21 protein-coding genes are annotated in these 25,645 nt (G+C 47.2%); 16 read left to right on the top strand and 5 right to left on the bottom strand.

The features are described 5' to 3' along the window. The first annotated feature begins 1 nt into the window (after position 1). The 10 genes from LNN34_RS12640 to LNN34_RS12595 all read left to right on the top strand — a co-directional run bounded on the left by LNN34_RS12640 (position 2) and on the right by LNN34_RS12595 (position 13,801). A complete protein-coding gene (locus tag LNN34_RS12640) occupies positions 2-1,840 on the top strand; it encodes a rhamnogalacturonan lyase (protein ID WP_229043555.1) in 1,839 nt (612 codons plus the stop codon). Between the two features lie 9 nt (positions 1,841-1,849). Then, a complete protein-coding gene (gene mgrA / locus LNN34_RS12635; RefSeq protein ID WP_059353422.1) occupies positions 1,850-2,860 on the top strand; it encodes an L-glyceraldehyde 3-phosphate reductase in 1,011 nt (336 codons plus the stop codon). A 3-nt stretch (positions 2,861-2,863) separates the two neighbouring features. After that, positions 2,864-3,517 carry a rhamnogalacturonan acetylesterase gene (locus LNN34_RS12630; protein WP_059293879.1) on the top strand — a complete coding sequence of 218 codons (654 nt, stop codon included), beginning with the start codon at positions 2,864-2,866 and terminating at the stop codon, positions 3,515-3,517. A gap of 5 nt (positions 3,518-3,522) precedes the next feature. Continuing rightward, the gene (locus tag LNN34_RS12625; protein WP_229043554.1) at positions 3,523-5,517 is read left to right on the top strand and encodes a beta-galactosidase; all 1,995 of its coding nucleotides are present in this window, start codon (positions 3,523-3,525) and stop codon (positions 5,515-5,517) included. Positions 5,518-5,561: 44 nt separating this feature from the next. After that, positions 5,562-8,135 (top strand): hypothetical protein, encoded by a 2,574-nt coding sequence (locus LNN34_RS12620; protein WP_229043553.1) that lies wholly within the window; start codon positions 5,562-5,564, stop codon positions 8,133-8,135. A gap of 122 nt (positions 8,136-8,257) precedes the next feature. After that, positions 8,258-9,766 (top strand): extracellular solute-binding protein, encoded by a 1,509-nt coding sequence (locus LNN34_RS12615; RefSeq protein WP_229043552.1) that lies wholly within the window; start codon positions 8,258-8,260, stop codon positions 9,764-9,766. Between the two features lie 54 nt (positions 9,767-9,820). Further along, positions 9,821-10,777 (top strand): ABC transporter permease, encoded by a 957-nt coding sequence (locus LNN34_RS12610; protein ID WP_229043551.1) that lies wholly within the window; start codon positions 9,821-9,823, stop codon positions 10,775-10,777. A gap of 13 nt (positions 10,778-10,790) precedes the next feature. Continuing rightward, entirely contained in the window at positions 10,791-11,678 is an 888-nt protein-coding gene (locus LNN34_RS12605; RefSeq protein ID WP_044163530.1) for a carbohydrate ABC transporter permease, read from the top strand. An 8-nt stretch (positions 11,679-11,686) separates the two neighbouring features. Next, positions 11,687-13,030, top strand: coding sequence for an alpha-galacturonidase LplD (lplD, locus tag LNN34_RS12600; protein WP_229043550.1), 1,344 nt, complete (start codon positions 11,687-11,689; stop codon positions 13,028-13,030). A gap of 75 nt (positions 13,031-13,105) precedes the next feature. Beyond that, a complete protein-coding gene (locus LNN34_RS12595) occupies positions 13,106-13,801 on the top strand; it encodes a DUF421 domain-containing protein (RefSeq protein ID WP_229043549.1) in 696 nt (231 codons plus the stop codon). Positions 13,802-13,837: 36 nt separating this feature from the next. On the opposite strand, the gene hmoA is transcribed toward LNN34_RS12595, so the two are convergent. The 3 genes from hmoA to LNN34_RS12580 all read right to left on the bottom strand — a co-directional run bounded on the left by hmoA (position 13,838) and on the right by LNN34_RS12580 (position 15,231). Next, complete coding sequence (hmoA, locus tag LNN34_RS12590) at positions 13,838-14,161, bottom strand: heme-degrading oxygenase HmoA (protein WP_024120514.1); 324 nt, start codon at positions 14,159-14,161, stop codon at positions 13,838-13,840. 101 nt (positions 14,162-14,262) lie between these two features. After that, positions 14,263-14,625, bottom strand: a complete 363-nt coding sequence (locus LNN34_RS12585) for a VOC family protein (protein ID WP_059335991.1) — start codon at positions 14,623-14,625, stop codon at positions 14,263-14,265. Positions 14,626-14,724: 99 nt separating this feature from the next. Beyond that, the gene (locus tag LNN34_RS12580) at positions 14,725-15,231 is read right to left on the bottom strand and encodes a hypothetical protein (RefSeq protein WP_044163538.1); all 507 of its coding nucleotides are present in this window, start codon (positions 15,229-15,231) and stop codon (positions 14,725-14,727) included. A gap of 197 nt (positions 15,232-15,428) precedes the next feature. Between LNN34_RS12580 and LNN34_RS12575 the strand changes: the two genes are divergently transcribed. The 3 genes from LNN34_RS12575 to LNN34_RS12565 all read left to right on the top strand — a co-directional run bounded on the left by LNN34_RS12575 (position 15,429) and on the right by LNN34_RS12565 (position 17,380). After that, a complete protein-coding gene (locus LNN34_RS12575; RefSeq protein ID WP_044163541.1) occupies positions 15,429-16,298 on the top strand; it encodes an STAS domain-containing protein in 870 nt (289 codons plus the stop codon). A 154-nt stretch (positions 16,299-16,452) separates the two neighbouring features. Next, the gene (locus LNN34_RS12570; protein WP_044163542.1) at positions 16,453-16,620 is read left to right on the top strand and encodes a YezD family protein; all 168 of its coding nucleotides are present in this window, start codon (positions 16,453-16,455) and stop codon (positions 16,618-16,620) included. 115 nt (positions 16,621-16,735) lie between these two features. Beyond that, complete coding sequence (locus LNN34_RS12565) at positions 16,736-17,380, top strand: Bax inhibitor-1/YccA family protein (protein WP_059293873.1); 645 nt, start codon at positions 16,736-16,738, stop codon at positions 17,378-17,380. 179 nt (positions 17,381-17,559) lie between these two features. Here the strand turns inward: LNN34_RS12565 and LNN34_RS12560 are convergent, their stop codons facing one another. Continuing rightward, entirely contained in the window at positions 17,560-18,063 is a 504-nt protein-coding gene (locus LNN34_RS12560; protein ID WP_106295797.1) for a MarR family winged helix-turn-helix transcriptional regulator, read from the bottom strand. A 161-nt stretch (positions 18,064-18,224) separates the two neighbouring features. On the opposite strand from LNN34_RS12560, the gene LNN34_RS12555 reads away from it, so the two are divergent. After that, complete coding sequence (locus LNN34_RS12555) at positions 18,225-19,334, top strand: FAD-dependent oxidoreductase (RefSeq protein WP_229043548.1); 1,110 nt, start codon at positions 18,225-18,227, stop codon at positions 19,332-19,334. 432 nt (positions 19,335-19,766) lie between these two features. After that, positions 19,767-20,873 (top strand): restriction endonuclease, encoded by a 1,107-nt coding sequence (locus LNN34_RS12550; protein WP_059293870.1) that lies wholly within the window; start codon positions 19,767-19,769, stop codon positions 20,871-20,873. Between the two features lie 329 nt (positions 20,874-21,202). Here LNN34_RS12550 and LNN34_RS12545 read toward each other — a convergent pair whose 3' ends face one another. Continuing rightward, a complete protein-coding gene (locus tag LNN34_RS12545; protein WP_229043547.1) occupies positions 21,203-22,273 on the bottom strand; it encodes a DUF3900 domain-containing protein in 1,071 nt (356 codons plus the stop codon). Between the two features lie 148 nt (positions 22,274-22,421). Here LNN34_RS12545 and LNN34_RS12540 point away from each other — a divergent pair, with 148 nt between their 5' ends. After that, positions 22,422-25,610 (top strand): bifunctional cytochrome P450/NADPH--P450 reductase, encoded by a 3,189-nt coding sequence (locus LNN34_RS12540; protein WP_101863637.1) that lies wholly within the window; start codon positions 22,422-22,424, stop codon positions 25,608-25,610. Positions 25,611-25,645: the final 35 nt, after the last annotated feature.

Here is a 25,645-nt window from a genome sequence, read left to right as displayed (position 1 = left end):
AATGAAACCAAAAAAGAGGCAAATGGAATACCTGACCAGAGGCCTGATCGCGGTCAAAACGGAGCAAGGCGTATTTGTGAGCTGGCGTTTTCTCGCAACCGATCATGAGACTGTTGCTTTTCACATTTATCGGAACGGAGATCGGATCACTGGCAAACCGATTGCGGATAGCACCAATTTTCTGGATGAAAAGGGAACGGAGGGCTCTCTCTATCAAGTGGCGGCTGTCTATAAAGGCCGGGAAGAAAGGCTTTCGAAAGAAGCTTCCGTTTGGCGGGAAAACGTTCTCGAGCTCCCGCTTAACAAACCCGAAGGCGGCGTGACACCGGACGGAAAACCGTATACCTACAGCGCCAATGATGCGAGCGTCGGAGATGTGGATGGGGACGGAGAATATGAAATCATCCTGAAATGGGACCCGTCCAACTCAAAAGATAACGCCCACGACGGATATACCGGAGACGTCCTCATTGACGCCTATAAACTGAATGGCACTTTTCTGTGGCGGATCAACCTCGGCAGAAATATCAGAGCAGGCGCCCATTATACGCAGTTTATGGTCTATGACTTAGACGGTGACGGAAAAGCAGAAATCGCTATGAAAACAGCCGACGGCACAATAGACGGCAAAGGAAACACCATCGGTGAAGCGCATGCCGATTTCAGGAATGAGCAGGGCAGAATCCTGTCAGGTCCGGAATATTTGACAGTGTTTAAAGGGGAAACCGGTGAAGCGCTCACGACCGTGGAATATGAACCGCCCCGCGGCAAGCTGGATGACTGGGGAGACCGCTACGGAAACCGCATGGACCGTTTTCTCGCCGGAATCGCTTATTTGGATGGGGAACGGCCGAGCCTCGTGATGGCGCGCGGCTACTATACGAGAGCGGTACTGGTCGCTTATGATTTCAGGAACGGCAGGCTCAAAAAACGCTGGATGTTTGATTCCAATCAGCCGGGGCATGAAGCATACGCGGGACAGGGCAACCACAGCTTGAGCGTTGCCGATGTTGATGGAGATGGAAAGGATGAAATTATTTACGGCGCCATGGCGGTTGATCATGACGGAACCGGTCTGTACACGACGGAACTCGGACACGGAGACGCTATGCACGTCGGCGATCTAGATCCGTCACGCAAAGGGCTTGAAGTGTTTCAGGTTCATGAGGACGCAAGCAAGCCGTATGGGTTGTCGCTGCGTGATGCCGGAACAGGCGAGGTGTTATGGGGCGTCCATGCCGGAACAGATGTCGGCAGAGGAATGGCGGCTCACATTGACCCTCGGTACAAGGGATCACTCGTCTGGGGAATCGATCCGCCGGGCAATGAAGGAATGTCATATGGGCTCTATACGAGCAAAGGAGAAAAAATCAGCGACAAAGCGCCTGCTTCAGCCAATTTCGCCATTTGGTGGGACGGGGACTTGGTCAGGGAGCTGTTGGATCATGAATGGAATGGAACAATCGGCAAACCAAAGATTGAAAAGTGGGATGCTGAAAACCGCTGTTTAAAAACGATTTTTCAGCCGGAAGGTGTGCTGTCCAACAACGGGACAAAAGGAAACCCGGTTCTTCAGGCCAACCTGTTCGGAGACTGGCGGGAAGAGGTCATTTGGAGAACCGAAGACAGCAGTGCGCTCCGTATCTATACAACGACACACCTTACCCGCCATCGTTTTTACACACTGATGCACGATCCGGTTTACAGGCTCGGGATCGCTTGGCAGAACACCGCGTACAACCAGCCGCCGCACACAAGCTTTTATCTCGGAACAGGGATGAAAAAACCGCCGAAGCCCGCTCTGTACATAGCGGGAAACAAAGCGGAGACGCCGCTTTAGGAGGAACGTATGGGATACGAAGCAAAGACTGAACGCTATGACAAAATGACCTATCACAAAGCCGGGCGAACCGGATTAAGGCTTCCCGCCGTTTCTCTCGGCCTCTGGCATCAGTTCGGCGCTGCCTATTCTCCGGAGAACGCGCGGTCCATGCTGAGAGCCGCATTTGATGCAGGCATTGTCCATTTTGATCTGGCCAACAATTACGGCCCGCCGCCCGGCTCCGCTGAGGAGATGTTCGGGCGCATGCTGAAAACGGATTTTGCGCCTTACCGTGATGAACTCGTCATCAGCACTAAAGCCGGCTATGACATGTGGAAGGGGCCGTATGGCAATGGCGGTTCAAAAAAACATTTAACTGCCAGCTTGAATCAAAGTTTAAAGCGGCTGGGGCTTGATTATGTGGACCTCTTCTATTCGCATCGTCCTGATCCTGAAACGCCGCTTGAGGAAACGATGGAGACGCTGGCGGGCTTTGTGCGTCAAGGAAAAGCTTTGTATGTCGGACTGTCAAACTACAGCCCTGAAGAGACAGAGCGCTCCGCCGATCTTTTACAACAGCTCGGAGTCCGGCTCGCCATCCATCAGACGGAATATTCGATGTTTCACCGAGATCCGGAAAAAGGGCTGCTTGATGTGCTGGACAAAAAGGGAGCCGGCTGCATCGCGTTTGCGCCGCTTGCTCAAGGGCTTCTCACGACAAAGTACGTTTCCTCCATCCCGGAAACCTCAAGAGCAAAGGATGCGAACAGTCCTTTCCTCCAGGCGGAGCACATTACCGAAAGGACGGTCAGTAAGGCGCAAAGGCTGAATCTGGTTGCGAAAGAACGGGGACAATCGCTCCCGCAAATGGCGCTCTCATGGCTTTTGAAGGATGCCCGGATGACCTCCGTTTTAATTGGAGCAAGCCGGGCGCAACAAATAGAGGAAAACGTTCAAGCCTTGCAATCAGCGGACTTTTCAAACGAGGAGCTTTCTGCCATCGAGTTTATATTAAGTGAAAAAAACGAGGGGGAATGAGACATGGCACATCATCTTTATCTTGCTGGTGATTCGACTGTCCAAACGTATGGAGAAAGTACAAATCAAGGGGGCTGGGGGCAGTTTCTCGGTTCGCATCTGCCGGAGCATATTCAGGTGATCAATAAAGCGATCGGCGGCAGAAGCTCAAAAACCTTTGTGGAGGAAGGCAGGCTTCAGGCGATCCTTGATGTGATTGAGCCGGATGATTGGCTGTTTGTGCAGATGGGTCATAATGACGCATCGAAAAATAAGCCGGAGCGCTACACCGAGCCATATACCACCTATAAACAATATTTAAAGCAGTATATCGCAGGCGCTAGAGAAAAAGGCGCACATCCGCTTCTCATTACTCCAGTAGCCCGCTTTCATTATGAAAACGGCGTGTTTTTGAACGACTTTCCTGATTATTGCATTGCCATGAAGCAGACAGCCGCTGAGGAGAATGTCCAGCTCATTGACCTAATGGAAAAAAGCCTCGCTTTCTTTACTGAGAAGGGCGAAGAAAAAGTATACACCTATTTTATGGTTTCTGAGGGGATTGACGATTACACGCATTTTACAAAAAAAGGCGCAAATGAAATGGCAAAACTCGTAGCGAAAGGCATGAAGGAGCTCGGCCTGCCATTAACAGAATCCATCGTCAAAGAAGGGTGAAGGACTTGGGGAGAAAATTATATCACGGCGCTTGCTATTATCCGGAGCTATGGGATGAAAAGACGATTCAGCAGGACATTGACAGGATGCGGGAGGTCGGCATCAATGTCGTGCGAATGGGTGAATTCGCCTGGTCTGTGATCGAGCCGGAAAAAGGAAAAATTGACGTGAGCTTTTTTAAGGAAATGATCAGCCGGATGTATGACAACGGCATCGAAACGATCATGTGCACACCGACGCCGACACCGCCTATTTGGCTGTCGCACGGCCGGCCTGAGCGAATGCATATCAACGAAAAAAGAGAGGTGATGGGGCACGGCTCCCGTCAGCATGCTTGTACAAATAACCAATATTTCCGAAAAAGAGCCGCCATCATCACCACAAGCATCGCTAAAGAGCTGGGACACCTGCCGGGGCTGATCGGATGGCAGCTCGATAATGAATTTAAATGCCATGTGGCTGAATGCATGTGTGAGACGTGCTTAAGCTTATGGCATGTCTGGCTTAGAAACCGTTACGGTGTGATTGAACGGTTAAATGAAGCGTGGGGAACCGATGTGTGGAGCGAAACCTATCAAACCTTTGAGCAGGTGCCGCAGCCGGGTCCCGCCCCGTTTTTGCATCACGCTTCATTGCGCACGATGTATCAGCTGTTTTCGATGGAGATGATCGCTCAATTTGCGGATGAACAGGCGAAAATTATCCGCTGTTATTCAGATGCGCCAATCACTCATAACGGATCGGTCATGTTCAGCACAGACAATGAGCGGATGTTTCAGAATCTCGATTTTGCTTCCTATGATACGTACGCTTCCCAAGAAAATGCATCTGCATTTTTATTAAATTGTGATATTTGGAGGCATTTCAAAAAAGACCGCCCGTTTTGGATTCTGGAAACAAGCCCGTCATATGCAGCCTCGCTCGAAAGCTGTGCCATGCCGCACGCCGATGGGTATTTACAAGCTGAAGCCGTGTCTTCTTACGCCTTGGGGAGCGAGGGATTTTGCTACTGGCTGTGGCGCCAGCAGCGTTCCGGCAGCGAAATTTCACACGGTTCCGTCCTTAGTGCCTGGGGAGAGCCGACGGTCGGTTATCAAAACGTTTTGGCGGTTGAGCGGGCAAGAAAGGAAATCGAACCGATCATTCTTTCTACGGTGCCCGTTCAGGCTGAGGTTGCAATGACCTACTCCGACAGGGCGAAAGCGTTTCTGAAAACAGAACCTCACCGGGGGCTCCAACACCGAACGCTTATCACACACTTTTACGAGCGCATCCTCAACACGGGTATTCATCGTGATCTCGTTCCGGAAGGCTTTCCGCTGGAGGGCTATCGTGTGCTGTTTACGCCATTTGTGCCTTATCTGTCTTCTGCTTTTATCAAAAAAGCTTCCGCATTTGCTGAAGCGGGCGGCATATGGATTGCCGGGCCGCTGACGGGAGGGCGTACGGGCGAGCATACGGTTCATACCGATTATGCCCTTGGAGAACTGGAGAAAACAGCCGGAATCAAAACACTGTTCACGTTCCCGATGAACGAGGATGCCAATACAGGAAAAGCGTTTGGCATGACGGCGCCGCTCGGGCTGTGGAGCGCGGTGTTTGATACAGAGAGCGGAAACACTCTCGGCACAGTTGAATCCGGGCCTGGTGCCGGCCATGCATTTCTGGCAGAACGAGAGCACGGCAAAGGGAAAATGGTCATGCTCGGCTCGCTTCCATCAGGCGAAAAAGGGGATGCAATGCTGGAAGCACTCGTCAGGCATTATGCGGGAGAAGCAGCCGTTTCTGTCAAGTCCGATGTCACCCCTGGTACGATTGTTGCCCCGAGAAAAGGAGAAAACGGCCTTGTATGGGTTATCGTTAATATGGATGGAAAAGGCGGAAGTGTGACGCTTCCGGAAGAGGGGACCGACCTTTTGGCAAACCGTTCAGTCGGAGCGGGGAGACTGTCAGTCGGCCAACACGAATACCGTGTGATTCAGTTTGATAATCGCAGCTGATTCTTTGCATTGAATCAGCTTTTTTATATGGAAGGAGAGAACAGATGAAAAAGATCAAATGGCTATCAGAACAGCCTAAGCTGACAAGCGGCGTAACGTGGGGTGTGCCTTGGAAAAGAGGAGAATTGAAAAAGGGAGACTGTCTGGCGCTTGTAAATGCAAAGGGTGAAAGCCGCTATGTGCAAAGCGATCCGTCGGCCTATTGGCCGGACGGGAGCATCAAATGGACGAAGCACGCGGCTGTGTTCAGTGAGCAAACCGATACAAGCTTTACCCTTCAAAAAGATGAAAACCAGCTGCCAGCGAAAAAGCTCATGATCCACGAGTCAAAGGGTGCAATTCAAGTGGATACCGGGGCGCTTGTTTGCACTGTGAATAAAACAGGTTCCGACATCATCCAATCGCTGGTGATTAACGGAAAGCCGATCGCCGCAGGCGGGCGGCTGATCGCAATAAAGGAAACGAGAAAGGAGATGGCGGCGGAAAAGGTTTTCTCTCATGAAACATCGGTCAGTCTCATAAAACGTGCGGTCATTGAACAGAGAGGTCCTGTAAAAGCAGTCATCAAGATTGAGGGGGGGCATGTACTCCAAAAGACAAATGAAGAATGGCTGCCCTTCATTATCAGATTGACGTTTTATGCCGGGCTTTCAGAGATGAATATCATGCACACTCAGCTGATCGACAGAAATTTCAAACGAGAGTTCATCAAAGGGCTTGGCATGCAGTTTGACCTCTTTTTACAGGGAGAGCCGTACAACCGCCATTTCCGTTTTGCGGGGGACAAAGGCGTTTATAAGGAACCCGCCCAGCTGTTTGGCACCCGCAAATGGAATGAACGGCATCCACTTTATCAGCGGCACATCAACGGCGAACCGATTTCTCCAAGTGAAGAGCACAAGGATTGGTTCGCACACGGCGTACAGAACGCAGTTTGGAATGATGTGAAACTCGTTCAGGACTCCAGCGATCATTACCGACTGGCAAAACGGACCGGCAAGGAATATTCGTGGGTTGACATGCTGCATGGTACGCGGGCGAAGGGGCTTTGCTATGCAGGCGGCGAAAATGGGGGCTTAGCACTTGGTCTGCGGTATTTTTTTGAAAAATATCCGTCGTCACTTGAGATAACAGGTCTTGCCGGTGATCAGCCGAACTTGACCGTCTGGCTCTGGCCGCCAGACGCGGAAGCAATGGATTTCAGGCATTATACAGGGGACACCCATGTCGTCAGCGCGTACGAAGGGTTTGATGAGATGCGCTCTGATCCGACAGGCATTGCCAACACAAACGACATCAGCCTGTCATGCTTTTCTCAGATGCCGTCTGATGACGTGCTGAATGCGTTAGCGGACAAATGGCAGGTGCCGCCATTGCTTATTTGTGAGCCGGACGTTTATTACGAGTCAAAAGCGCTTGGCGTTTGGAGTGTAATCGATACGGCCGATCCGGTCAAAAAAGAGCTGGAAGAACAGCTGGACGCCGCCTTCTCGTTTTATCAAAAAGAAGTGGAGCAGCGCAGATGGTACGGGTTCTGGAACTATGGAGACGTCATGCATACGTATGACCCGGTCCGGCATATGTGGCGGTATGATCTCGGCGGGTACGCGTGGCAAAATAATGAGCTCGTTCCAACCTTGTGGCTGTGGCAGGCGTTTTTCCGCTCCGGCAGAGAAGATCTGTTCCGAATGGCAGAAGCAATGACCCGCCATACAAGTGAAACCGACTGTTTTCATCTCGGAGAATATGCGGGGCTTGGCTCCCGGCATAACGTGGTGCACTGGGGATGCGGCTGCAAGGAAGCGAGAATCAGCATGGCCGGCCTTTATAAATTCTATTATTATCTGACGGGCGATGAGCGCACGGGAGATCTTTTGACGGAAGTGAAGGACGCCGATGCTGCCCTAGTGAACACCGATCCGATGCGAGCCTTCTACGAGAAAGGAGAGCACCCGACTCACGTCAGAACGGGGCCGGACTGGGCGGCGTTTTGCTCGAACTGGCTGGCGGAATGGGAGCGGACTGAGAATCCTGAATATCTCAGGAAAATCCAAACTGGCATCAGCTGCCTGAAACCCCTGCCCCTTCGCTTATTATCAGGTCCGACGTTTGAATATGATCCGGCGACATCTATGCTTCATCACATGGGAGACGGCATCGCGGGCGGCTATCATATGATCATTGCGTTTGGCGCGCCGCAAGTGTGGATGGAGCTGGCTGAGCTTCTCGATGACCGTGAATGGGAGGAAATGCTGAGTGAATTCGGCGAGTTTTACACATTCAGTGATGAAGAAAAACGAAAAAAAAGCGGAGGTGCGCTCCATGACGGGCATTTTCACTGGCCGATGTTTGCGGCTGGTATGACAGCCTATGCTGCGAGAAAAAAACAAGACCATAACCTCGCCGAAAAAGCGTGGAATCTTTTGCTCGACCATAAACTGAGCCATACACCGCTTCCGATCAACCCCGCGCAAATCGAGACGTGGACTCAGCTTGAAGAGCTTCCGTGGGTAACGACAAACACTGTCTCCCAATGGTGTTTAAATGTCATTGCGGCACTTGAATTAATTGGTGAATACCTCCCCGCAAAAAAAGATACATCCGGCAAAAAAGGATAACAGCCGTCAATTCATAGGAGAAATGATGCAAAAAATGAAGATTGCAAGAATTTATGTAAGCGCTTTATATTAGGGGTGGCAAAGGAGAAATGAAAAAGGAGAAAAAGGGGGACTTACGCATCATGAAAAAAAGAATACGAAAAAAATGGCTCGCTTTACCGCTCGCTGCCATGATGATAGCCGGGTGCAGCAATTCAGAAACATCCAATTCAGCGAGCGATTCAAAAAACACGATCAACATTATGGCGCCGCTGCTGTCACCGGAAAGCCCGGGTGATAAAAGCCCATCATTAAAAGCGTTAGAGAAATACACAGGCAAAGATATTAAGGTCACATGGGTGCCTGATTCATCCTACAACGATAAATTTAACATCGTCATGGCCTCTGGAGAGATGCCGCATGCGATTGTGATTAAAGATAAGTCAGCCGGCTTTATTAAGTCTGTCAAAGCGGGCGCTTTTTGGGAGCTGTCTCCTTATTTAAAAGACTACAAGAATGTAAGCCAGGCTGATGAAAAGATACTCAAGAACAGCTCGGTAAATGGCGAGGTGTACGGGGTCTACAGATCGAGAGACTTGATCAGAGCCTGTATGATCATCAGAACCGACTGGCTCAAAAACGTCGGGCTCGAAATGCCGGAAACGCTTGATGATTTTTATGAAGTGCTGAAAGCCTTTAAGGAAAAAGATCCTGACGGAAACGGCAAGGACGATACGTACGGCATGGTCGTGCCGAAATGGATGGGGCTTGGCAACGGAAGCCCGTGGGATGTTCTGCAAATCTGGTTCGGCGCCCCGAATCGCTACGGCGTTGAAAACGGAAAGCTGGTGCCTGATTTTACAACGAAGGAATATATGGAGGCGCTCACCTTCTTTAAGAAGCTGTATGATGAAGGCTTGATCAACAAGGATTTCGCTGTTATGGATTCGGCGAAGTGGAATGACCCGGTTGTAAAAGGAAAAGCGGGTGTCATCGTTGATACAGGCTCCAGAGCGTCGCAAATTCAAAGCGCCATGGAAGAAGCGGATGAGTCGAACAAGGATATCATTGATATCGTCGGCACAGTAGAAGGACCAAAAGGCAAGCGCACTTTCCCGACATCAGGATATTCAGGCATGATCGCGATACCAAAATCAAGTGTGAAAACGGAAAAAGAGCTGAAAGAGGTGCTGTCCTTCCTTGATAAGCTGAACGATAAGGAAGCACAGATTCTGACCAACAATGGAGTCGAGGACCGTAATTATGAGCTGAAGGACGGCGTATTCACCTCTCTTGAAAAAAACAACAAATCCCTTCTGTATGAGCATGAAGGCTTGGCTCAGTTCAGCATGTCCATCCCGAAAAGCGAGTATTACATCGAAGATCAGAAAACAAAGCTCTTCCAGCATCGCAAGGACATCATCACTGAAGGAGAAAAAATAGCCGTCTTTAACCCGGCTGAGTCGCTTGTATCCGATGTATATACCCAAAAAGGAGCCCAGCTGGACAACATCATTCTCGATGCAAGAACACAATTTATTATTGGAGAAATCGATGAAAAAGGCTTCAAGGATGCGGTGAAGCTTTGGGAAAACAGCGGCGGCAATGAACTGATGAAGGACTTAAACAAATTGTATCAATCGTCAAAATAAACCGATGCGCCTGCCGTTCAGCGGGCGCATCGGTAACACGAAAGGAGAACAGATATGGAAACGGTGCCGAAGAAGGGAAACGCACCAGTCCTCGCTGCTGGAAAAGGCATCAGCTGGATGGCTGCGCTCAAAAGAGACAAATGGCTTTATCTTCTTCTTATTCCCGGTCTGCTTTATTTTCTGATTTTCAAATACCTGCCGATGTGGGGCGTGCTTATCGCGTTTAAGGATTATTCGCCATATCTCGGCTTCTGGAAAAGCGAATGGGTTGGTCTTGATTATTTTAAAGATTTTTTTATGAATCCGGATTTTTCCCGGCTGCTGCGCAACACGCTCATGCTGGCAAGCCTTGATCTGCTGTTTGCCTTTCCCGCGCCGCTCATTTTGGCTTTGCTGTTGAATGAGCTGAGGAAGGCTGTGTATAAAAGGTGCATTCAGACCCTTATTTATGTGCCCCATTTTGTCTCATGGACAATCGTGGTCAGCATCACCTTTGTTTTCTTTACAGTCGATACAGGCGTCATCAACAAAATGGTCATGAGCCTGACAGGGAATCAGATTTCTTTCTTATCAGACGCTGACTGGTTCCGGCCGATGATTGTCATGCAAAGCATCTGGAAGGAGACAGGCTGGGGGACGATTTTATTTCTCGCCGCTTTGGCAACGGTGGATCAGGAGCAATATGAGGCGGCGATTATGGATGGGGCCGGCCGGTTTAGGCGGATGTGGCATATTACGCTTCCGGCAATCAGAAGCACCATCATTGTTCTTTTGATTTTAAGGATCGGAAGCTTTTTAAATATCGGTTTTGAACAGGTGTATTTGATGACAAACTCGCTTAACCGCAGCGTGGCTGACATCTTCGACACGTACGTTTACATGATGGGGATTACCCAAGGCGCGTACAGCTACAGCACAGCTGTCGGTCTGTTTAAATCAGTTGTCGGGATTATCTTAATTTTCGGTGCCAATTACATCGCGAAAAAGTTCGATCAGGAAGGATTGTTTTAAAGGGGGGAGAGGTATGGCTGACATTCATACGATGCACAACACAAAAGCCGGACGGGTATTTGACGTCTGCAACATTTTGTTTCTTGGCGGCGTCGGCGCGATTACCATTTTGCCGTTTTTGTATATTATCGCCGGTTCCTTTGCGACAGAAGCTGAGCTGGCTCAGCGCAGCTTCTTTATTTTCCCGAAAACCTTTACCCTTGACGCTTATCGGTACGTGTTTTCGACACCGACGTTTATCAGAAGTATGGGCGTATCCATCTTCATTACCGTAGTCGGGACAGCCGTGCAATTGTTTTTCACCTTTACGATGGCGTATCCGCTGGCGAAGCGGCATGTGAAGGGACGGAATCTGCTTTTAAACCTTGTGATTTTCTCGATGCTGTTTTCCGGGGGGATGATTCCGACGTATCTTGTTGTCAAGTCACTTGGATTGCTGGATTCCTATTGGGCGTTGATCCTGCCGATGGCGATCAATCCGTTTAACCTCATTATTATCAAAAACTTCTTTCAGCAGCTGCCGCGGGAGCTTGAGGAATCAGCAAAAATTGACGGCTGTTCAGAAATCGGCGTCTTTTGGCGGATCGCTTTGCCGCTGTCAAAGCCGGTCATTGCCACCTTTGCGCTGTTTTATGCGGTCGGGATTTGGAATGATTTCTTCCATGCTCTCTTATATATCAATGACAGTGCAAAATGGCCGCTGCAAATGGTGCTCCGCCAGGTCACGATTTTATCGGACTTAACGGCGACCAATGGCGATACGATGCAAAATACCATTCCGCCGGAGCAGGGGATTAAGCTTGCTGTCATCGTCATCGCAACCATACCGATTTTGGCGGTTTATCCATTTTTACAAAAACATTTTGCCAAAGGAATGCTGATCGGTTCTGTGAAAGGCTGAGAAAGGGAGTGTTTCATATCAGTACGTTAGATCAGATCAAAATCGCCTATATCGGCGGGGGTTCCCAAGGCTGGGCCCGAAGCTTAATGAGCGATTTGTCCCTTGATGACCGAATGTCAGGCATGGTGGCGCTCTATGATCTGAATGTTGAAGCGGCGCAGAAAAATGAAATCATCGGCAATAACAGCGGAGACGGCAGATGGCGGTACGAGGCGGTGTCTACTTTGAAAAAAGTATTATCCGGTGCGGATATCGTGATTATTTCGATTTTGCCGGGCACTCTGGATGACATGGAAACGGACGTTCATCTGCCTGAGCGATACGGCATCTATCAATCAGTTGGTGATACTGTTGGCCCGGGGGGAATCATGAGAGGTTTGCGGGCCGTTCCGATGTTTGCAGAAATTGCCCGGGCAATAAGAGACTACGCCCCCGAATCATGGGTCATTAATTATACAAACCCAATGTCTGTGTGCACGAGAACGCTGTATAAAGTGTTTCCCGGCATAAAAGCGTTCGGCTGCTGCCACGAAGTATTCGGCACGCAAAAACTGCTGGCGGAGATGGTTACAGATAGGCTTGGACTAGAGGTAAAGCGGCGTGAAGACGTCCATGTTCATGTGCTGGGCATTAACCATTTTACATGGGTCACTGCAGCTTCTTACCGGCATATTGATCTGCTGCCTGTTTTCCGTGATTTCTGTGCGCATTATGCCGAATCCGGCTATGAGCTGGAGGGGGAAAGCTGGAAGGACAGTGTATTTGGCTCTGCGCACCGTATTGCATTCGATTTATTTGAAACGTACGGTGCCATCCCTGCTGCCGGTGACAGGCATCTGGCTGAGTTTTTCCCCGGTTGTTATCTCAAACAGCCTGAGACATGGAAGTTTCACCTGACACCCATATCCTTCAGAAAACAGGACAGAGACCGGAAACAAAAAGAAACGGACCACATGGCACAGCAAAAACAGGGTGTTGAGAGGAAAGCATCAGGAGAAGAGGGCGTGAATATCATTGCGGCGCTCCTCGGACTGGGCGAACTTGTAACAAATGTGAATCTGCCGAATCAAGGCCAGGTCGCTCATCTGCCATTAGATGCGATCGTGGAAACAAACGCATTCATTACCCGCAACCGTGTCCAGCCGATTGTTTCCGGAGCGCTGCCGAAGGGTGTGGAAATGCTGGCGGCACGACACGTATCCAATCAGGAGGCAGTGGCGGAAGCGGGGCTAACAAAGGACCGCGGTCTCGCTTTTCAAGCGTTTCACAATGACCCGCTTGTCACGCTCGACCGCCGTGATGCGGAGCAGCTTTTTGACGACATGCTTTCAAAGCACCAGCCGATTTTATAATAGGAGCAGTGACCGTTTAGAAAACGTGCAGTTGACCATAATGATAGTAGCTCTTAAGAAGTAGGTGCTATCAACATGGGAGATTATCTCAATGTAGCGGTAGAATTAGTTTGCGGTTTGGGTATTTTATTTGTCATTTTGAAGTTTCTCGGAAAAACCCAATTCTCTCAAATCACTCCGTTTGACTTTATTTCTGCATTGATTTTAGGGGAACTGGTCGGAAATGCAGTGTACGATCATGAAATTAAGATCACAGAGATTATTTTCGCTTCGCTGCTGTGGGGACTGCTGATTTATCTAATTGAATTCATTACCCAAAAAGTAAAAGGGTCCAGAAAGTTCCTGGAAGGTGAACCGAATATCGTCATCCATAATGGAAAGCTCAAATATGAAATGCTGAAGAAAAACAAGCTCGACATTAATCAGCTGCAGAGCCTTTTAAGGCAGGCAGGCTGCTTTTCCATACAGGAAGTGGAATATGCCATATTAGAAACAAACGGGATGGTCAGTGTTCTTCAGAAATCCGATTTTGGCAATCCGACGAGAAAAGATATGAATCTTCCGCAGCAAAATGTGTCTTTGCCCACCACGTTAATTCTTGATGGCGAGATTGTGTATGACAACCTGCGAGAAGCAGGGGTAGACGAACAGTGGCTGAAGCAAACGCTGAAAAAGCAGGGGATTGAAAAGACTAAGGATGTATTATTTGCTGAATGGCATCCTAATAAACCGTTGTACGCCATCACATTTGAAGAAAGCAGATCCTCATGAAAAAAGAGCTTGCGGCATAGCCCAAGCTCTTTTTCGTTATTGATGAGTCCCTTGTTTAACAGCTCTCACGTGATACATGCTCACTTCAGTGCTGATCATATAGTCAGGCTTTGGCTTGCCTTTGTTCGCTTTATGCCCGGCGATATGCGCATCGCTTTTTTCCCACTGTTTCCAGTGATCCTCGGATTGCCAACGGATCATGACAACGACTTCCTCATCGCCGCGGCGGACGTTTTTCTCAAGCACGGTCACATCAATTAAGCCTTCCTGTTTTTCAATGATTCCTTCAGCGCTGAAACGTTCGATCACTTTATCAGCATGGCCTTCTTTTACCGTCATTTTTCTTAACTGAACAAACATTTATCTCTCCCCAATCACGCTCATATATCCGTTATTGTAAATGAAATTCATTCTCAATGTCAAAAAAAGAGCACGGCGGAGCATTTTCTCCGCCGTCACACTTATGCTTTCAATAAAAACTCATTGCCGTCCTCGTCCTGAAATTGAACAAAGGTGCCCCAGTCCATCTGGTTCGGCTCACTGAGAAATTCTACGCCGTTTGTCTTCATTCTTTCATATGTACCAAAGATGTCTTCACACTCAAAGACAATAGAAGCCTTCATGTGTTCGGCGCCTTTCATCATCGCTTTCGGATAAATGACTAAACGAGTCTGTGCCCCCGTGGGTGCGACCTCCAGCCAGCTTGCGTTTGGTCCCATCGGATGGTCCGCCACAATGTCAAAACCCACCTTCTCCGACCAAAATTGCTTCGCTTTCTGCTGATCCTCAACATATACAGCCACAGTGCCGATTTGTTTGATCATAGGGAAACCTCCAATTCAATAGATATGTATATATATCATAACCTTTATAAAGCTGAAGTAACACAGAAAAATCAGCCGGGAGAACCGGCTGATTTACCATTAAAATGAGCAGCTTACGACATCTATATGTTTTGTGTCCAAGGCGTAATAAAACCAGCGGTGGTGTGAGGCATCCCAATAAAAGCCGCCGACGGATTCTCTGCCAAGAATGACTGGATAGAACCAAAATGAGCTGCCGTTGGTTAACCAAACATAGGTAAAACGGAAGAGGCAAGGCTGAATGAGAACGGGTTCAACTAAATAAGCCGCCCCATGCAAGCCCTGAGGCTTTGTCGGTTTTGCCGGCTTTTTATGCGGGGGAGGACCTTGCGGCGCCCCGCCTCCAACACCGGGCACGGCGCCTCCGCCTATACCAGGCACGGCACCCCCGCCAATTCCGGGTACGGCGCCTCCGCCGATTCCGGGCACGGCACCCCCGCCAATTCCGGGTACGGCGCCTCCGCCAATTCCAGGCCCTGGGTATCCAACTGGGTAGCGGTAATCATATTCAACTGCGAGCCATGGATCATAAATCGGTCCGTCATACATATATGGATGATAATACATATCATAACGTCCTTTCTCATAGTAAACTGTACATTTGACAGGATATGAGAGTGGGCTTATATTAGTGAATCTGCCTATGGATGAAATTGGCATGCGCTCAGTGTGCAGAAACAATCCATTTTTCCCTAGTCCCATTCACAATTCCGATTTATAATTTTATAATATAAGAGCTTCTATTATGAAAAAGGAGACAGACCGTGAATATCGATCAAAAACTATATCAATATATCATAGACCATACGGCTGACATTACTGAGAAATGGTTCAGTTTACGAAGTCAGCTGCAAGGCGAATTATACTCCGCCGACCATTTAAGTGAAGAAACGAAAAAGCTTTTGACAGAGCAGCATACGTTTACGAATATAACAATCGCAAGTGCATTCCTGGAGGAACAAACCGAATTTCAAGACAATATGGCAAAATGGGCGCTGAATGTTGCGAAAAACAGAGTAGAGCAAGATGTTCCGGTGCATGAGGTCGTCGAAGCCATATCAAATTCAAGAATCGCATTCTGGGATGCTGTCGTTACGTTTATAAAAGAGCATCGGGATATCGTCACAAATGAGGATGCTGACCGCTGGAACCGTACTGTGAATCAGTCTTTCGATAAGCTGATTATTGAGTTTTCCGAGCAGTATCAAAAATTTATGCTGATGAGGCTCACTTCTCAGCAGGAATTAATCAGTGAATTAGGCTGTCCGGTGATTTCCATTGCGGATGGAATCGGCATATTGCCGCTGATTGGCTCTGTCGACACAAAACGTGCGCAGGTGATTTTAGAGACAGTGCCTGTCCAATGCATTGAGAGAAAAATCACAAGTCTTGTTGTCGATCTTTCCGGCGTCCCGATTGTGGATACAATGGTTGCACAGCAATTGTACAACCTGTCGAAAACACTTTTCTTACTTGGCGTCAAAGCCGTATTTTCAGGCATTCGACCGGATGTAGCCCAAACATCCATTCAATTAGGGCTCGATTTCAGTGAATATGAAACATACGGCACGCTGAAGCAGGCGCTTGAAAACATGGGCGTCCGCTGTATTGTTGAGGAATTGGAAGAAAACTAAGATGAAATCTGATTAGGCATATGACCGCCCCTTGATGAGGTGATCATATGCCTTTTTGATTTGAATAGAAATCACCATTGATTTATTGGAAAAAACATAATATTATAATTCTTATACGAATACTATGAATTAAAACAAACAGGGGGGAAGGTCATTGGTTTCAAAAACAACCGTTGATCCGAAAGTGATTGAAAAAATCATCAGTTCGTTGGAAACACTGGATTTCGGCACCGTTCAAATCACCGTACACGATTCCCAGATCACACAGATTGAGAAGGTCGAAAAGCACCGTTTCTCACTGAAAAGCAAAGAATCGAAGTAAAAGAGGTTTTTTAAAGGCCTTTGTTCGACATTAAATTCTCCTTAAAACATATACATATTTCATCCATTTTTTATATAATAGACCTTTAAGATCATTTCTTAGGAGGATTTTTGACATGCAAGCTACGGTTCACGAGAGTAAGCAATCGATCATGCAGCGCATTTTGACAGTCTTTGTCTTCACGCTGCTGATCGCGACTGTCGGCCTTTATATCGGCCAATTTGTTCCTGTCGCTTTGATGCTGCCGCTTTCCATTCTTGAAGTGGGGATGATTATTCTGGCCTTCTGGATGCGCAGAAGAAAAGCGGTCGGGTATGCGTTTGTATATACATTCGCTTTCATTTCCGGCATTACGTTATTTCCGATCGTCAGCCACTACGCTTCCATCGCCGGCGCCTATGTCGTGCTTGAAGCCTTTGGCTCTACATTTGTCATTTTTGCCGTTCTCGGCACAATCGGCGCAAAAATGAAGAAGGATTTATCCTTCCTGTGGTCATTTCTGCTGGTAGCGGTGCTCGCACTCGCAGTGGTGGGCATTTTCAACATTTTCAGCCCGTTAAACTCAGCGGCGATGATGGCGTATTCCGTGATTGGAACCATCGTCTTTTCCCTTTACATCTTGTATGATTTAAACCAAATCAAACACCGTCATATTACAGAGGACTTAATTCCGGTTATGGCATTGTCACTGTATCTTGACTTTATCAACTTGTTCATCAACCTGCTTCGCTTCTTTGGCATTTTAAACAGTGATGATTAATCAGAAAGCGCCTGTCATTGAGATAGGCGCTTTTTGAAATTGTTATTTATGTACAATAGCGTGACAATAGTGTCCGGCATTTTTCTATTCGTTCTGATCGGCATTGTGTTTGTAATCAGCGATATTTGTCAACGTGTTTAAAGAAAAATGCTGTAGCCTGTCCAGACCGGACGGGTTTTTTAGTCTTTAAACACGCTCAGCTTTTCAAACAGATCACCCAGCATATTTACGAACATGTCTTTTTCCTCATCGCTGTATTTTTCCATGACAGCGGAAATCTTGCTGAAATGGCCGGGCAGAAATTGCTCCAGCCGTTCTTTGCCTTCCTTTGTCAGCTCGATGCTGATTTTTCGTTTATCCTCGGTGTGATGCCTGCGGCGGACAAATTCGTCCCTCGCGAGTCCGTCAAGCAGGCCGGTAATCGTTGCTTTTGTGACGTTTGATTGCTTGGCGAGCTCCGTCGGGCTTAACGTGTGGTCCTTTGCGTCGAACAAAAGCATCAGGATTTTAAATTTTCCTTCAGACAGTCCGCGTCTGGTGAAATAATGCTCCATCACATGATTCATTTTTTTCGAGATATCAAACAAAGATAAAAATAATTCAAGAGAACCGGCGTCCACATTGGAATACGTCTCTGCATGTTCTGTTATATGCTTGTATTTCGGTAAATGTTTTAATTCCATCACAATAAGCTCCCGTACGTTTGTCGTGACACGATTATAATGGAGGGAAAATCAGAACGCAACCTGTGTTGGAGTTGATTGACAGCTGTTTGCCGAACATAGTAAGGTAATATAGTTAGGTGCCTAACTACATGCAGAGAACTGAAAAGGTGGTTATCAACATGAAACATATACTGATTGCGGGGGGCGGAATCGGCGGGCTGTCGGCAGCTATTTCTCTCAGGAGAGCAGGTTTTTCCGTCACCTTATGTGAAGCGGCTGCAGAAAACCGCAAGACCGGCGCAGGGATTCTCCAGCCGCAAAACGCACTGGCGGTGTTAAAGGAGCTGGGCGTATTTGAAGAGTGCTGCGAGCATGGATTTCAAACAGCATGGTTTAAAACATTCGATAAGCAGGGGAATCTATTATTCAAAGTCAGTGAGTCTTTCTTAGATGATAAGCTTCCGGGCCGCAATAATATTCTGCGAAAAACGTTAAATGATATTCTCATCAAGCATGCCGAAGCTTCGGGTGCAAGGATCTTGTGGGGGAAAAAGATTGTGGCTTATGAAGAAACGCCTGAAGCGGTTACTGCCATATTTGGTGATGGAGAAAAGATGCAGGCCGACATTCTGGCGGGCTTTGACGGCATTCATTCCATTGTGCGCGATGCCATGCTGCAAAAAGAAATAGAAAAAGAGTTTCTCGGCATGGGGGCGTGGCGCTTTTATATCGAGTTTCCTGATTACACATTTGAGGACGCGACATTGATGTACAGAAGCGGAGAGACACAAATCGGCGTTGTGCCTTTGGCGGAACACGCCGGTTATGTTTTCGTCCTCCAGCCTTGCGCGAGCGATTATTGGGATGAGGAAGACACCCGGTTTGATAGAGTCAAAGAGATCCTCTCAGGCTTTCCGGGGCTCAATTTTGTCACAAAGCATATGTCAAAAGAACATCCTGTCATTTTTAACAAGCTGGAGCAGGTTGCAGTGCAGGAGCCATGGTACAAAGGCCGCGTCGTCATCGGGGGAGACGCCGCCCATGCCGGAGCGCCGACCCTCGCACAAGGAGCGGCAATGGCCATCGAGGATGCCATGGTCCTCGCCGAAGAACTCAAAAACCACGATGACCTCAAAACCGCATTTCATGCATACTACGAAAGAAGAGCGCCAAGAGCGCTCAACGTGCAGGATTTATCCTCAGAAATCGTCCGCCGCGGGCTGAAAGGCCAGCCCGGAGCGGAAGAGCTGATCGGGGAGTGCTATGCGGTGTTGAGAGAAGGGTATTAAAGAGGAAAAGTCCAGAATTGAATTCTGGACTTTTTCGAATAGTTAACTTTTGGAAAAAGCTACAACTGATTTTTTGAAATTGTAGTATAATAGACTCTGATGATATCTCATATTTAAGAAAATTCACGAATAAAACTCCGAAAGTTATATGGAGTTAGAAGTTGAATCTCCATATGTGCTCCAATAAAGTAGAAAGAACTTCATTATTTTATTAATCATAGTAACTACAGCACTTCAGACTTGAAAATTATAAAATTTTTTAGCTTTGAAACATAAGTGGGAAATCAATTTGTCTTCTCTAGTGAAAATTTGGAAAAATGAACTTATATAATTAGGTTTATGTTCTGAAAATTCCTAATCATTTTACAAATGCTTTATTAAGTAATAGTGTATGTTGTTATACTTATACGAAGTTTATAGGAGGAAAAAACAATGAGATTAATATCGAAAAGAAAACTGTCAGAAACCGTTGGTTGGTCTGAGAGTGGAGGAAGACGCTGGATAAACTACTTTAATGATTATATTCCACATACTAAAAAAGGAAATAGTGTTTTATATAATGAAAGTTCCATAAATGTTTTAAAGATTATAAAACAGCTTAGTGAAAGTGGTCTAACACAAAAGGATATTCATAATTTGATAATAGAAAAGGGGTTCCCAAAGGATATTTCAGAAGTTAGTCAAATTACTAAAAATGTAAATTCTAATCTGAATGATATTCCTTTATCAAGAGACATCATGATTCCCTTTCTACAAGTGATAAGCGATAAGAAATCATATACTTCCAGTTATATAAACGAAGAGTTAACAAAAATATTTAAGTTAACTGAGGAACAAAGAACACGCTCTTATGAGAATAGTAAGGATTCAATTTTTATAACAAGGATCAGACAGGTAAGATACGGATTAAAAAAGTCAAATTACATAGAAGAAATAAGTCAATCAATATATCAGATAACACAAAGCGGTTTATCTTTGCTTAATGACAATCAAAATGAAATTCAAGAAGAAATTGAAGATATGGAGGAAGTTAAAGACCCATTTGAAGTAATGATGGAACAATTTAATGACATTAGAAAGGAATTGGCAAAATCAATTATTCAAAAGATTAAAAAGGCGCATTGGAAAAAACTCGAATATATTATTGTGGAACTACTAGTTGCTATGGGTTATGGTGACGGTAAAATTACAGGAAAAACAAATGATGGTGGAATTGACGGTATCATAAAAGAGGACAAATTAGGATTAGATAATATTTATCTTCAAGCGAAACGGTGGGATAATTCTATTGGAAGAGAATTGGTTCAAAGTTTCTCGGGTGCTCTTGACGACATGGGTGCTAAGAAGGGAGTTTTTATAACTACTTCGCACTTCACGAAAAATGCGATCGAATATGCAGAACGTTTACAAAGTAAGAAAATAGTTCTTATTGACGGTGAGACTCTTGCAAAACTTATGATTGATTATGACATAGGAGTAAGTGTTAAAGAAAAATTTATCGTAAAGAAAATTGATTTTAGTTATTTTGATGAGGAGTAAATATCTTATCTGAGCTTAAACATTTTTATTTTAGTTCAAGTAAATAAATTGAAATTTTAATTAATAGAAATTGTTTATTGTTAGGTTTTCTAAACCCTATCTCTAACTAATTATAAGTTAATTAGTTGGGAAAGAGAAAAGGAAAATGCCACTAGACTGATAGGGAATATAAAAGGAGCTTGAAAAACAACAAGCTCTTTTTATATTTAGACCATTCTTTCTAAATGCTTCTTCTCCTGATATGCCAAAATAATGCTACTTTTAATATAACTTTATGGACAGTATCAAAGGTTAAGGAGACATTAAATGACGTTTCTTTCTCCTTATCTCTATTCTTCAACAATTTTGCTAATTATCTTGTTTACAATCTCCTTCAAATCATCAGGCTTATAAAACTCCACCGGCGAACTGCCCTTCTCAAACGAAATCGTCTCCGCTTCAATCAGCGCGACATAGCGCCCGTTCACCTTCGCAAGATGAATTGATTCGCCAAAATCAGCTAGCAATCCTTTAATCTCGGTTTCTCCGACTTTCATTTTCAGCTCGGCTTCCGGCGTGTGCTCGATGATCTGGGCGGAGGCTTCGATCACTTGATGCGTGTCGAGGCGTTCTTGGATTTCCCGTTTTTCGCTCGCTTCCCAGATTTCGATGTCTTGTTCAAACTGTTTAAGCTCTTCACTGTTATCCTCAAATGTCTCATAGACGTGCTCCTGCACCATGTTCATGACCTGAGTTTTCATGATTTCCGGCATTGATTCGCCGTACTCAACGAATTTCAGGAAATCCTCGAAATAGCGGGCATGCGAGGCTTGGTGGATTTTCAGCTCGCCTTCCTCGACCATTCCTTCCTCCGGCATGAACGGGTATTGGATACTCTTCATGTTTTTTGTCGTGATGGCCATTTCGACTTTTTTAATGAGGGAAGACGCATCTGAGATGCGGGCGACCTTCGGCTCAAAATCACATTTCATAATGAAGACAAATGACTCGTCGAAGTATTTTCTCGGCACAGCCGAAGCGACTAAGAACACACCGCCGCGGACCGCGCTTGTATCTAGGTACGTGCGGACGAACTGTTCGCTCAGCTCGTTAAAGTCCTCTTTTGTTTCCGCCAGGCGCGCGCGGTTGAACATGTTGTAGTTCGGGTTGGAATCCAGCTCGTGGCCGGGTTCGACGATAAAATGGCCGATTTTCGTCGGCACCTGCTCGGATTGCGGATGGCGGTCGGCTTTCCGTTTGACGATTTTTTTCAGCTCTCCGTCAAGAAAGTCCTTCAGTTCGCTTTCTTCAAATTCCTCTGTATCAAGGGTCTGGAAGTGCTTGAATTGCTTGTTTGCCTGCTCATCCTTGCCCTCCACCTGTATGACATAAAAGGATAAAAATCGAATTTCAAAATCCATATATGAACTCACCTTATTTGCGTATTGTACAGCTTCTCAAGTATAGAAAAAACAATGATCAGGCGTCAATCAGAGAAATGGAATAATCGTCACCATGAAAGGGAAATGTAGTCAGATAGAAAGCATTACATACGAAAGGAATGGTTCGATGAAGGAAACAAGCCCGATTCCTCAGCCGAAGACGTTTGGACCGCTCGGCAATCTTCCTTTAATTGATAAAGATAAACCGACCCTGTCACTGATCAAATTGGCGGACGAGCAAGGCCCCATTTTTCAAATTCACACACCGGCGGGCACGACAATTGTGGTGTCCGGCCATGAACTCGTGAAAGAAGTTTGTGATGAAGAGCGTTTCGATAAAAGCATTGAAGGCGCTTTGGAAAAAGTTCGCGCGTTTTCCGGTGACGGATTGTTTACAAGCTGGACGCATGAGCCCAACTGGAGAAAAGCGCACAACATTCTGATGCCGACGTTCAGCCAGCGGGCCATGAAGGATTATCATGAAAAAATGGTCGATATCGCTGTTCAGCTGATTCAAAAGTGGGCCAGGCTCAATCCGAACGAAGCAGTCGACGTCCCCGCGGATATGACCCGGCTGACGCTGGACACGATCGGGTTATGCGGATTTAACTATCGTTTTAACAGCTACTACAGAGAAACGCCTCATCCGTTTATCAACAGCATGGTGCGCGCGCTGGATGAAGCGATGCACCAGATGCAGCGGCTTGATGTTCAGGATAAACTCATGGTCAGAACAAAGCGCCAATTCCACCACGATATACAAACGATGTTTTCGTTAGTCGACAGCATTATTGCAGAGCGCAAGGCGGATGGGGATCAGGATGAAAAAGACTTGCTCGCCCGGATGCTGAAGGTGGAAGATCCGGAGACCGGGGAGAAGCTTGATGATGAAAACATCCGTTTTCAGATCATTACATTTTTAATTGCCGGCCATGAAACAACGAGCGGCCTGCTTTCGTTTGCAATCTACTTTTTATTGAAGCATCCCGACAAATTGAAAAAGGCGTATGAAGAGGTCGACCGGGTGCTTACGGATGCAGCGCCGACCTATAAACAAGTGCTTGACCTGAAATACATCCGGATGATTTTAAATGAATCATTGCGTCTATGGCCGACGGCTCCGGCTTTCAGCCTTTATCCAAAGGAAGATACGGTCATTGGCGGAAAATATCCGATCACAACCAAGGACAGAATTTCTGTCTTGATTCCGCAGCTTCACCGCGATCAAGACGCATGGGGAGCTGATGCTGAGGAATTCCGTCCAGAACGGTTCGAACATCAGGACCAAGTGCCTCATCATGCTTACAAGCCGTTCGGGAATGGACAGAGAGCCTGTATTGGCATGCAGTTCGCCCTGCATGAGGCTACACTTGTGCTTGGCATGATTTTAAAATATTTCACTTTGATTGATCATGAGAATTATGAGCTTGATATCAAACAAACGCTGACACTTAAGCCCGGTGATTTTCACATCCGGGTTCAAACACGAAATCAGGAAGCGATTCATGCCGGCGTTCCGTCTGAGGAAAAAGCGGCGCACGACGATGAACAAAAGGGCAAACAGGAAACGAAAAGTGCTTCGGTTATCGGCCTCAACAACCGGCCGCTACTCGTATTGTACGGCTCTGATACAGGCACCGCGGAAGGCGTCGCCCGGGAGCTTGCAGATACAGCCAGTCTTCACGGCGTAAGGACTGAGGTTGCGCCCTTGAACGATCAGATTGGAAAGCTGCCGAAAGAGGGAGCTGTTGTGATCGTCACCTCTTCCTACAATGGAAAACCGCCAAGCAATGCGGGACAGTTTGTGCAGTGGCTTGAAGAAATACAGCCGGGTGAGCTTGAGGGTGTCCATTATGCGGTGTTTGGCTGCGGAGATCATAACTGGGCAAGCACGTATCAGTATGTACCCCGAACCATTGACGAGCAGCTAGCGGAAAAAGGGGCGACCCGTTTTTCTGCACGCGGAGAGGGCGATGTGAGCGGTGATTTTGAAGGACAGCTTGACCAGTGGAAAAAAAGCATGTGGTCGGACGCCATCAAAGCCTTCGGACTCGAGCTTAATGAAAATGCTGATAAGGAGAGAAGCACGCTGAGCCTTCAGTTTGTCAGGGGGCTGGGAGAATCCCCATTAGCCCGGTCGTATGAAGCGGTTCACGCATCCATTGCGGAAAATCGTGAACTCCAGTCCGCAGACAGTGGGCGCAGCACCCGCCATATTGAAATTGCGCTGCCTTCTGGCGTCGAATACCGGGAGGGCGATCACCTTGGCGTTCTGCCAAGGAACAGCCGGACAAATGTCAGCCGGATTCTTCACAGATTCGGCTTAAAAGGAACTGACCAAGTTACACTGACGGCAAGCGGGCGCAGCTCGGGGCATCTGCCTTTGAATCGGCCTGTCAGCCTGCATGATCTGTTCAGCTACAGCGTCGAGGTGCAGGAAGCGGCAACAAGGGCGCAAATACGGGAGCTGGCCGCATTTACCGTCTGCCCGCCTCATAAACGTGAATTGGAAGATATGACAGAAGAGGGCGTTTATCAGGAACAAATTTTGAAAAAACGGATTTCCATGCTGGATCTGCTCGAACAATATGAAGCATGTGAAATGCCGTTTGAACGGTTTTTAGAGCTTTTACGCCCGTTAAAACCGCGGTATTATTCGATTTCAAGCTCTCCGCGGGTGAATCCGGAACAAGCCTCGATAACTGTAGGCGTTGTGCGCGGGCCGGCTTGGAGCGGACGCGGCGAATACCGCGGAGTGGCATCGAATGACTTGGCGGAGCGGAAGGCGGGAGATGATGTCGTGATGTTTGTCCGCACACCGGAATCCCGATTTCAGCTTCCGGAAGACCCTGAAACACCAATCATCATGGTGGGGCCGGGAACAGGGGTTGCGCCATTCCGCGGATTCCTGCAAGCCCGGTCAGCTTTAAAACGCGAGGGGAAAACGCTCGGTGAAGCCCATCTTTATTTTGGCTGCAGAAATGACCGCGATTTTATTTACCGGGATGAGCTTAAGCAGTTTGAACAAGACGGAATTGTTACTGTGCACACGGCTTATTCCCGTAAAGAAGGCATACCGAAAACGTACGTTCAGCACCTCATGGCGGAACATGCGGAAACCTTAATTTCGATTCTCGACCGCGGCGGCCGGCTTTATGTATGCGGTGACGGCAGCAGGATGGCGCCTGATGTGGAGGCCGCGCTGCAAAACGCGTATCAGTCTGTTCATGGCACCAGTGGAGAAGAAGCGCAAAACTGGCTCAAACATCTGCAGGAAACAGGCATGTATGCAAAGGATGTCTGGTCGGGGATTTGATTGTTTTTACAAAGGACTGGAAAGATCCAGTCCTT

Origin of the sequence: Bacillus sp. AF23, assembly GCF_020861455.1 — a bacterium.
Classification (GTDB): Bacteria; Bacillota; Bacilli; order Bacillales; family Bacillaceae; genus Bacillus; species Bacillus halotolerans.
This window is presented reverse-complemented; position numbering and strand designations above follow the sequence as displayed.

What these genes read in the sequence shown, in the direction of transcription:
- LNN34_RS12640 (WP_229043555.1), top strand. Translation starts at nt 2, where the DNA reads ATGAAACCAAAAAAGAGGCAAATGGAATACCTGACCAGAGGCCTGATC.
- mgrA (WP_059353422.1), top strand. Translation starts at nt 1,850, where the DNA reads ATGGGATACGAAGCAAAGACTGAACGCTATGACAAAATGACCTATCAC.
- LNN34_RS12630 (WP_059293879.1), top strand. Translation starts at nt 2,864, where the DNA reads ATGGCACATCATCTTTATCTTGCTGGTGATTCGACTGTCCAAACGTAT.
- LNN34_RS12620 (WP_229043553.1), top strand. Translation starts at nt 5,562, where the DNA reads ATGAAAAAGATCAAATGGCTATCAGAACAGCCTAAGCTGACAAGCGGC.
- LNN34_RS12615 (WP_229043552.1), top strand. Translation starts at nt 8,258, where the DNA reads ATGAAAAAAAGAATACGAAAAAAATGGCTCGCTTTACCGCTCGCTGCC.
- LNN34_RS12610 (WP_229043551.1), top strand. Translation starts at nt 9,821, where the DNA reads ATGGAAACGGTGCCGAAGAAGGGAAACGCACCAGTCCTCGCTGCTGGA.
- LNN34_RS12605 (WP_044163530.1), top strand. Translation starts at nt 10,791, where the DNA reads ATGGCTGACATTCATACGATGCACAACACAAAAGCCGGACGGGTATTT.
- LNN34_RS12595 (WP_229043549.1), top strand. Translation starts at nt 13,106, where the DNA reads ATGGGAGATTATCTCAATGTAGCGGTAGAATTAGTTTGCGGTTTGGGT.
- hmoA (WP_024120514.1), bottom strand. Translation starts at nt 14,161, where the DNA reads ATGTTTGTTCAGTTAAGAAAAATGACGGTAAAAGAAGGCCATGCTGAT.
- LNN34_RS12585 (WP_059335991.1), bottom strand. Translation starts at nt 14,625, where the DNA reads ATGATCAAACAAATCGGCACTGTGGCTGTATATGTTGAGGATCAGCAG.
- LNN34_RS12580 (WP_044163538.1), bottom strand. Translation starts at nt 15,231, where the DNA reads ATGTATTATCATCCATATATGTATGACGGACCGATTTATGATCCATGG.
- LNN34_RS12565 (WP_059293873.1), top strand. Translation starts at nt 16,736, where the DNA reads ATGCAAGCTACGGTTCACGAGAGTAAGCAATCGATCATGCAGCGCATT.
- LNN34_RS12560 (WP_106295797.1), bottom strand. Translation starts at nt 18,063, where the DNA reads ATGGAATTAAAACATTTACCGAAATACAAGCATATAACAGAACATGCA.
- LNN34_RS12555 (WP_229043548.1), top strand. Translation starts at nt 18,225, where the DNA reads ATGAAACATATACTGATTGCGGGGGGCGGAATCGGCGGGCTGTCGGCA.
- LNN34_RS12550 (WP_059293870.1), top strand. Translation starts at nt 19,767, where the DNA reads ATGAGATTAATATCGAAAAGAAAACTGTCAGAAACCGTTGGTTGGTCT.
- LNN34_RS12545 (WP_229043547.1), bottom strand. Translation starts at nt 22,273, where the DNA reads ATGGATTTTGAAATTCGATTTTTATCCTTTTATGTCATACAGGTGGAG.
- LNN34_RS12540 (WP_101863637.1), top strand. Translation starts at nt 22,422, where the DNA reads ATGAAGGAAACAAGCCCGATTCCTCAGCCGAAGACGTTTGGACCGCTC.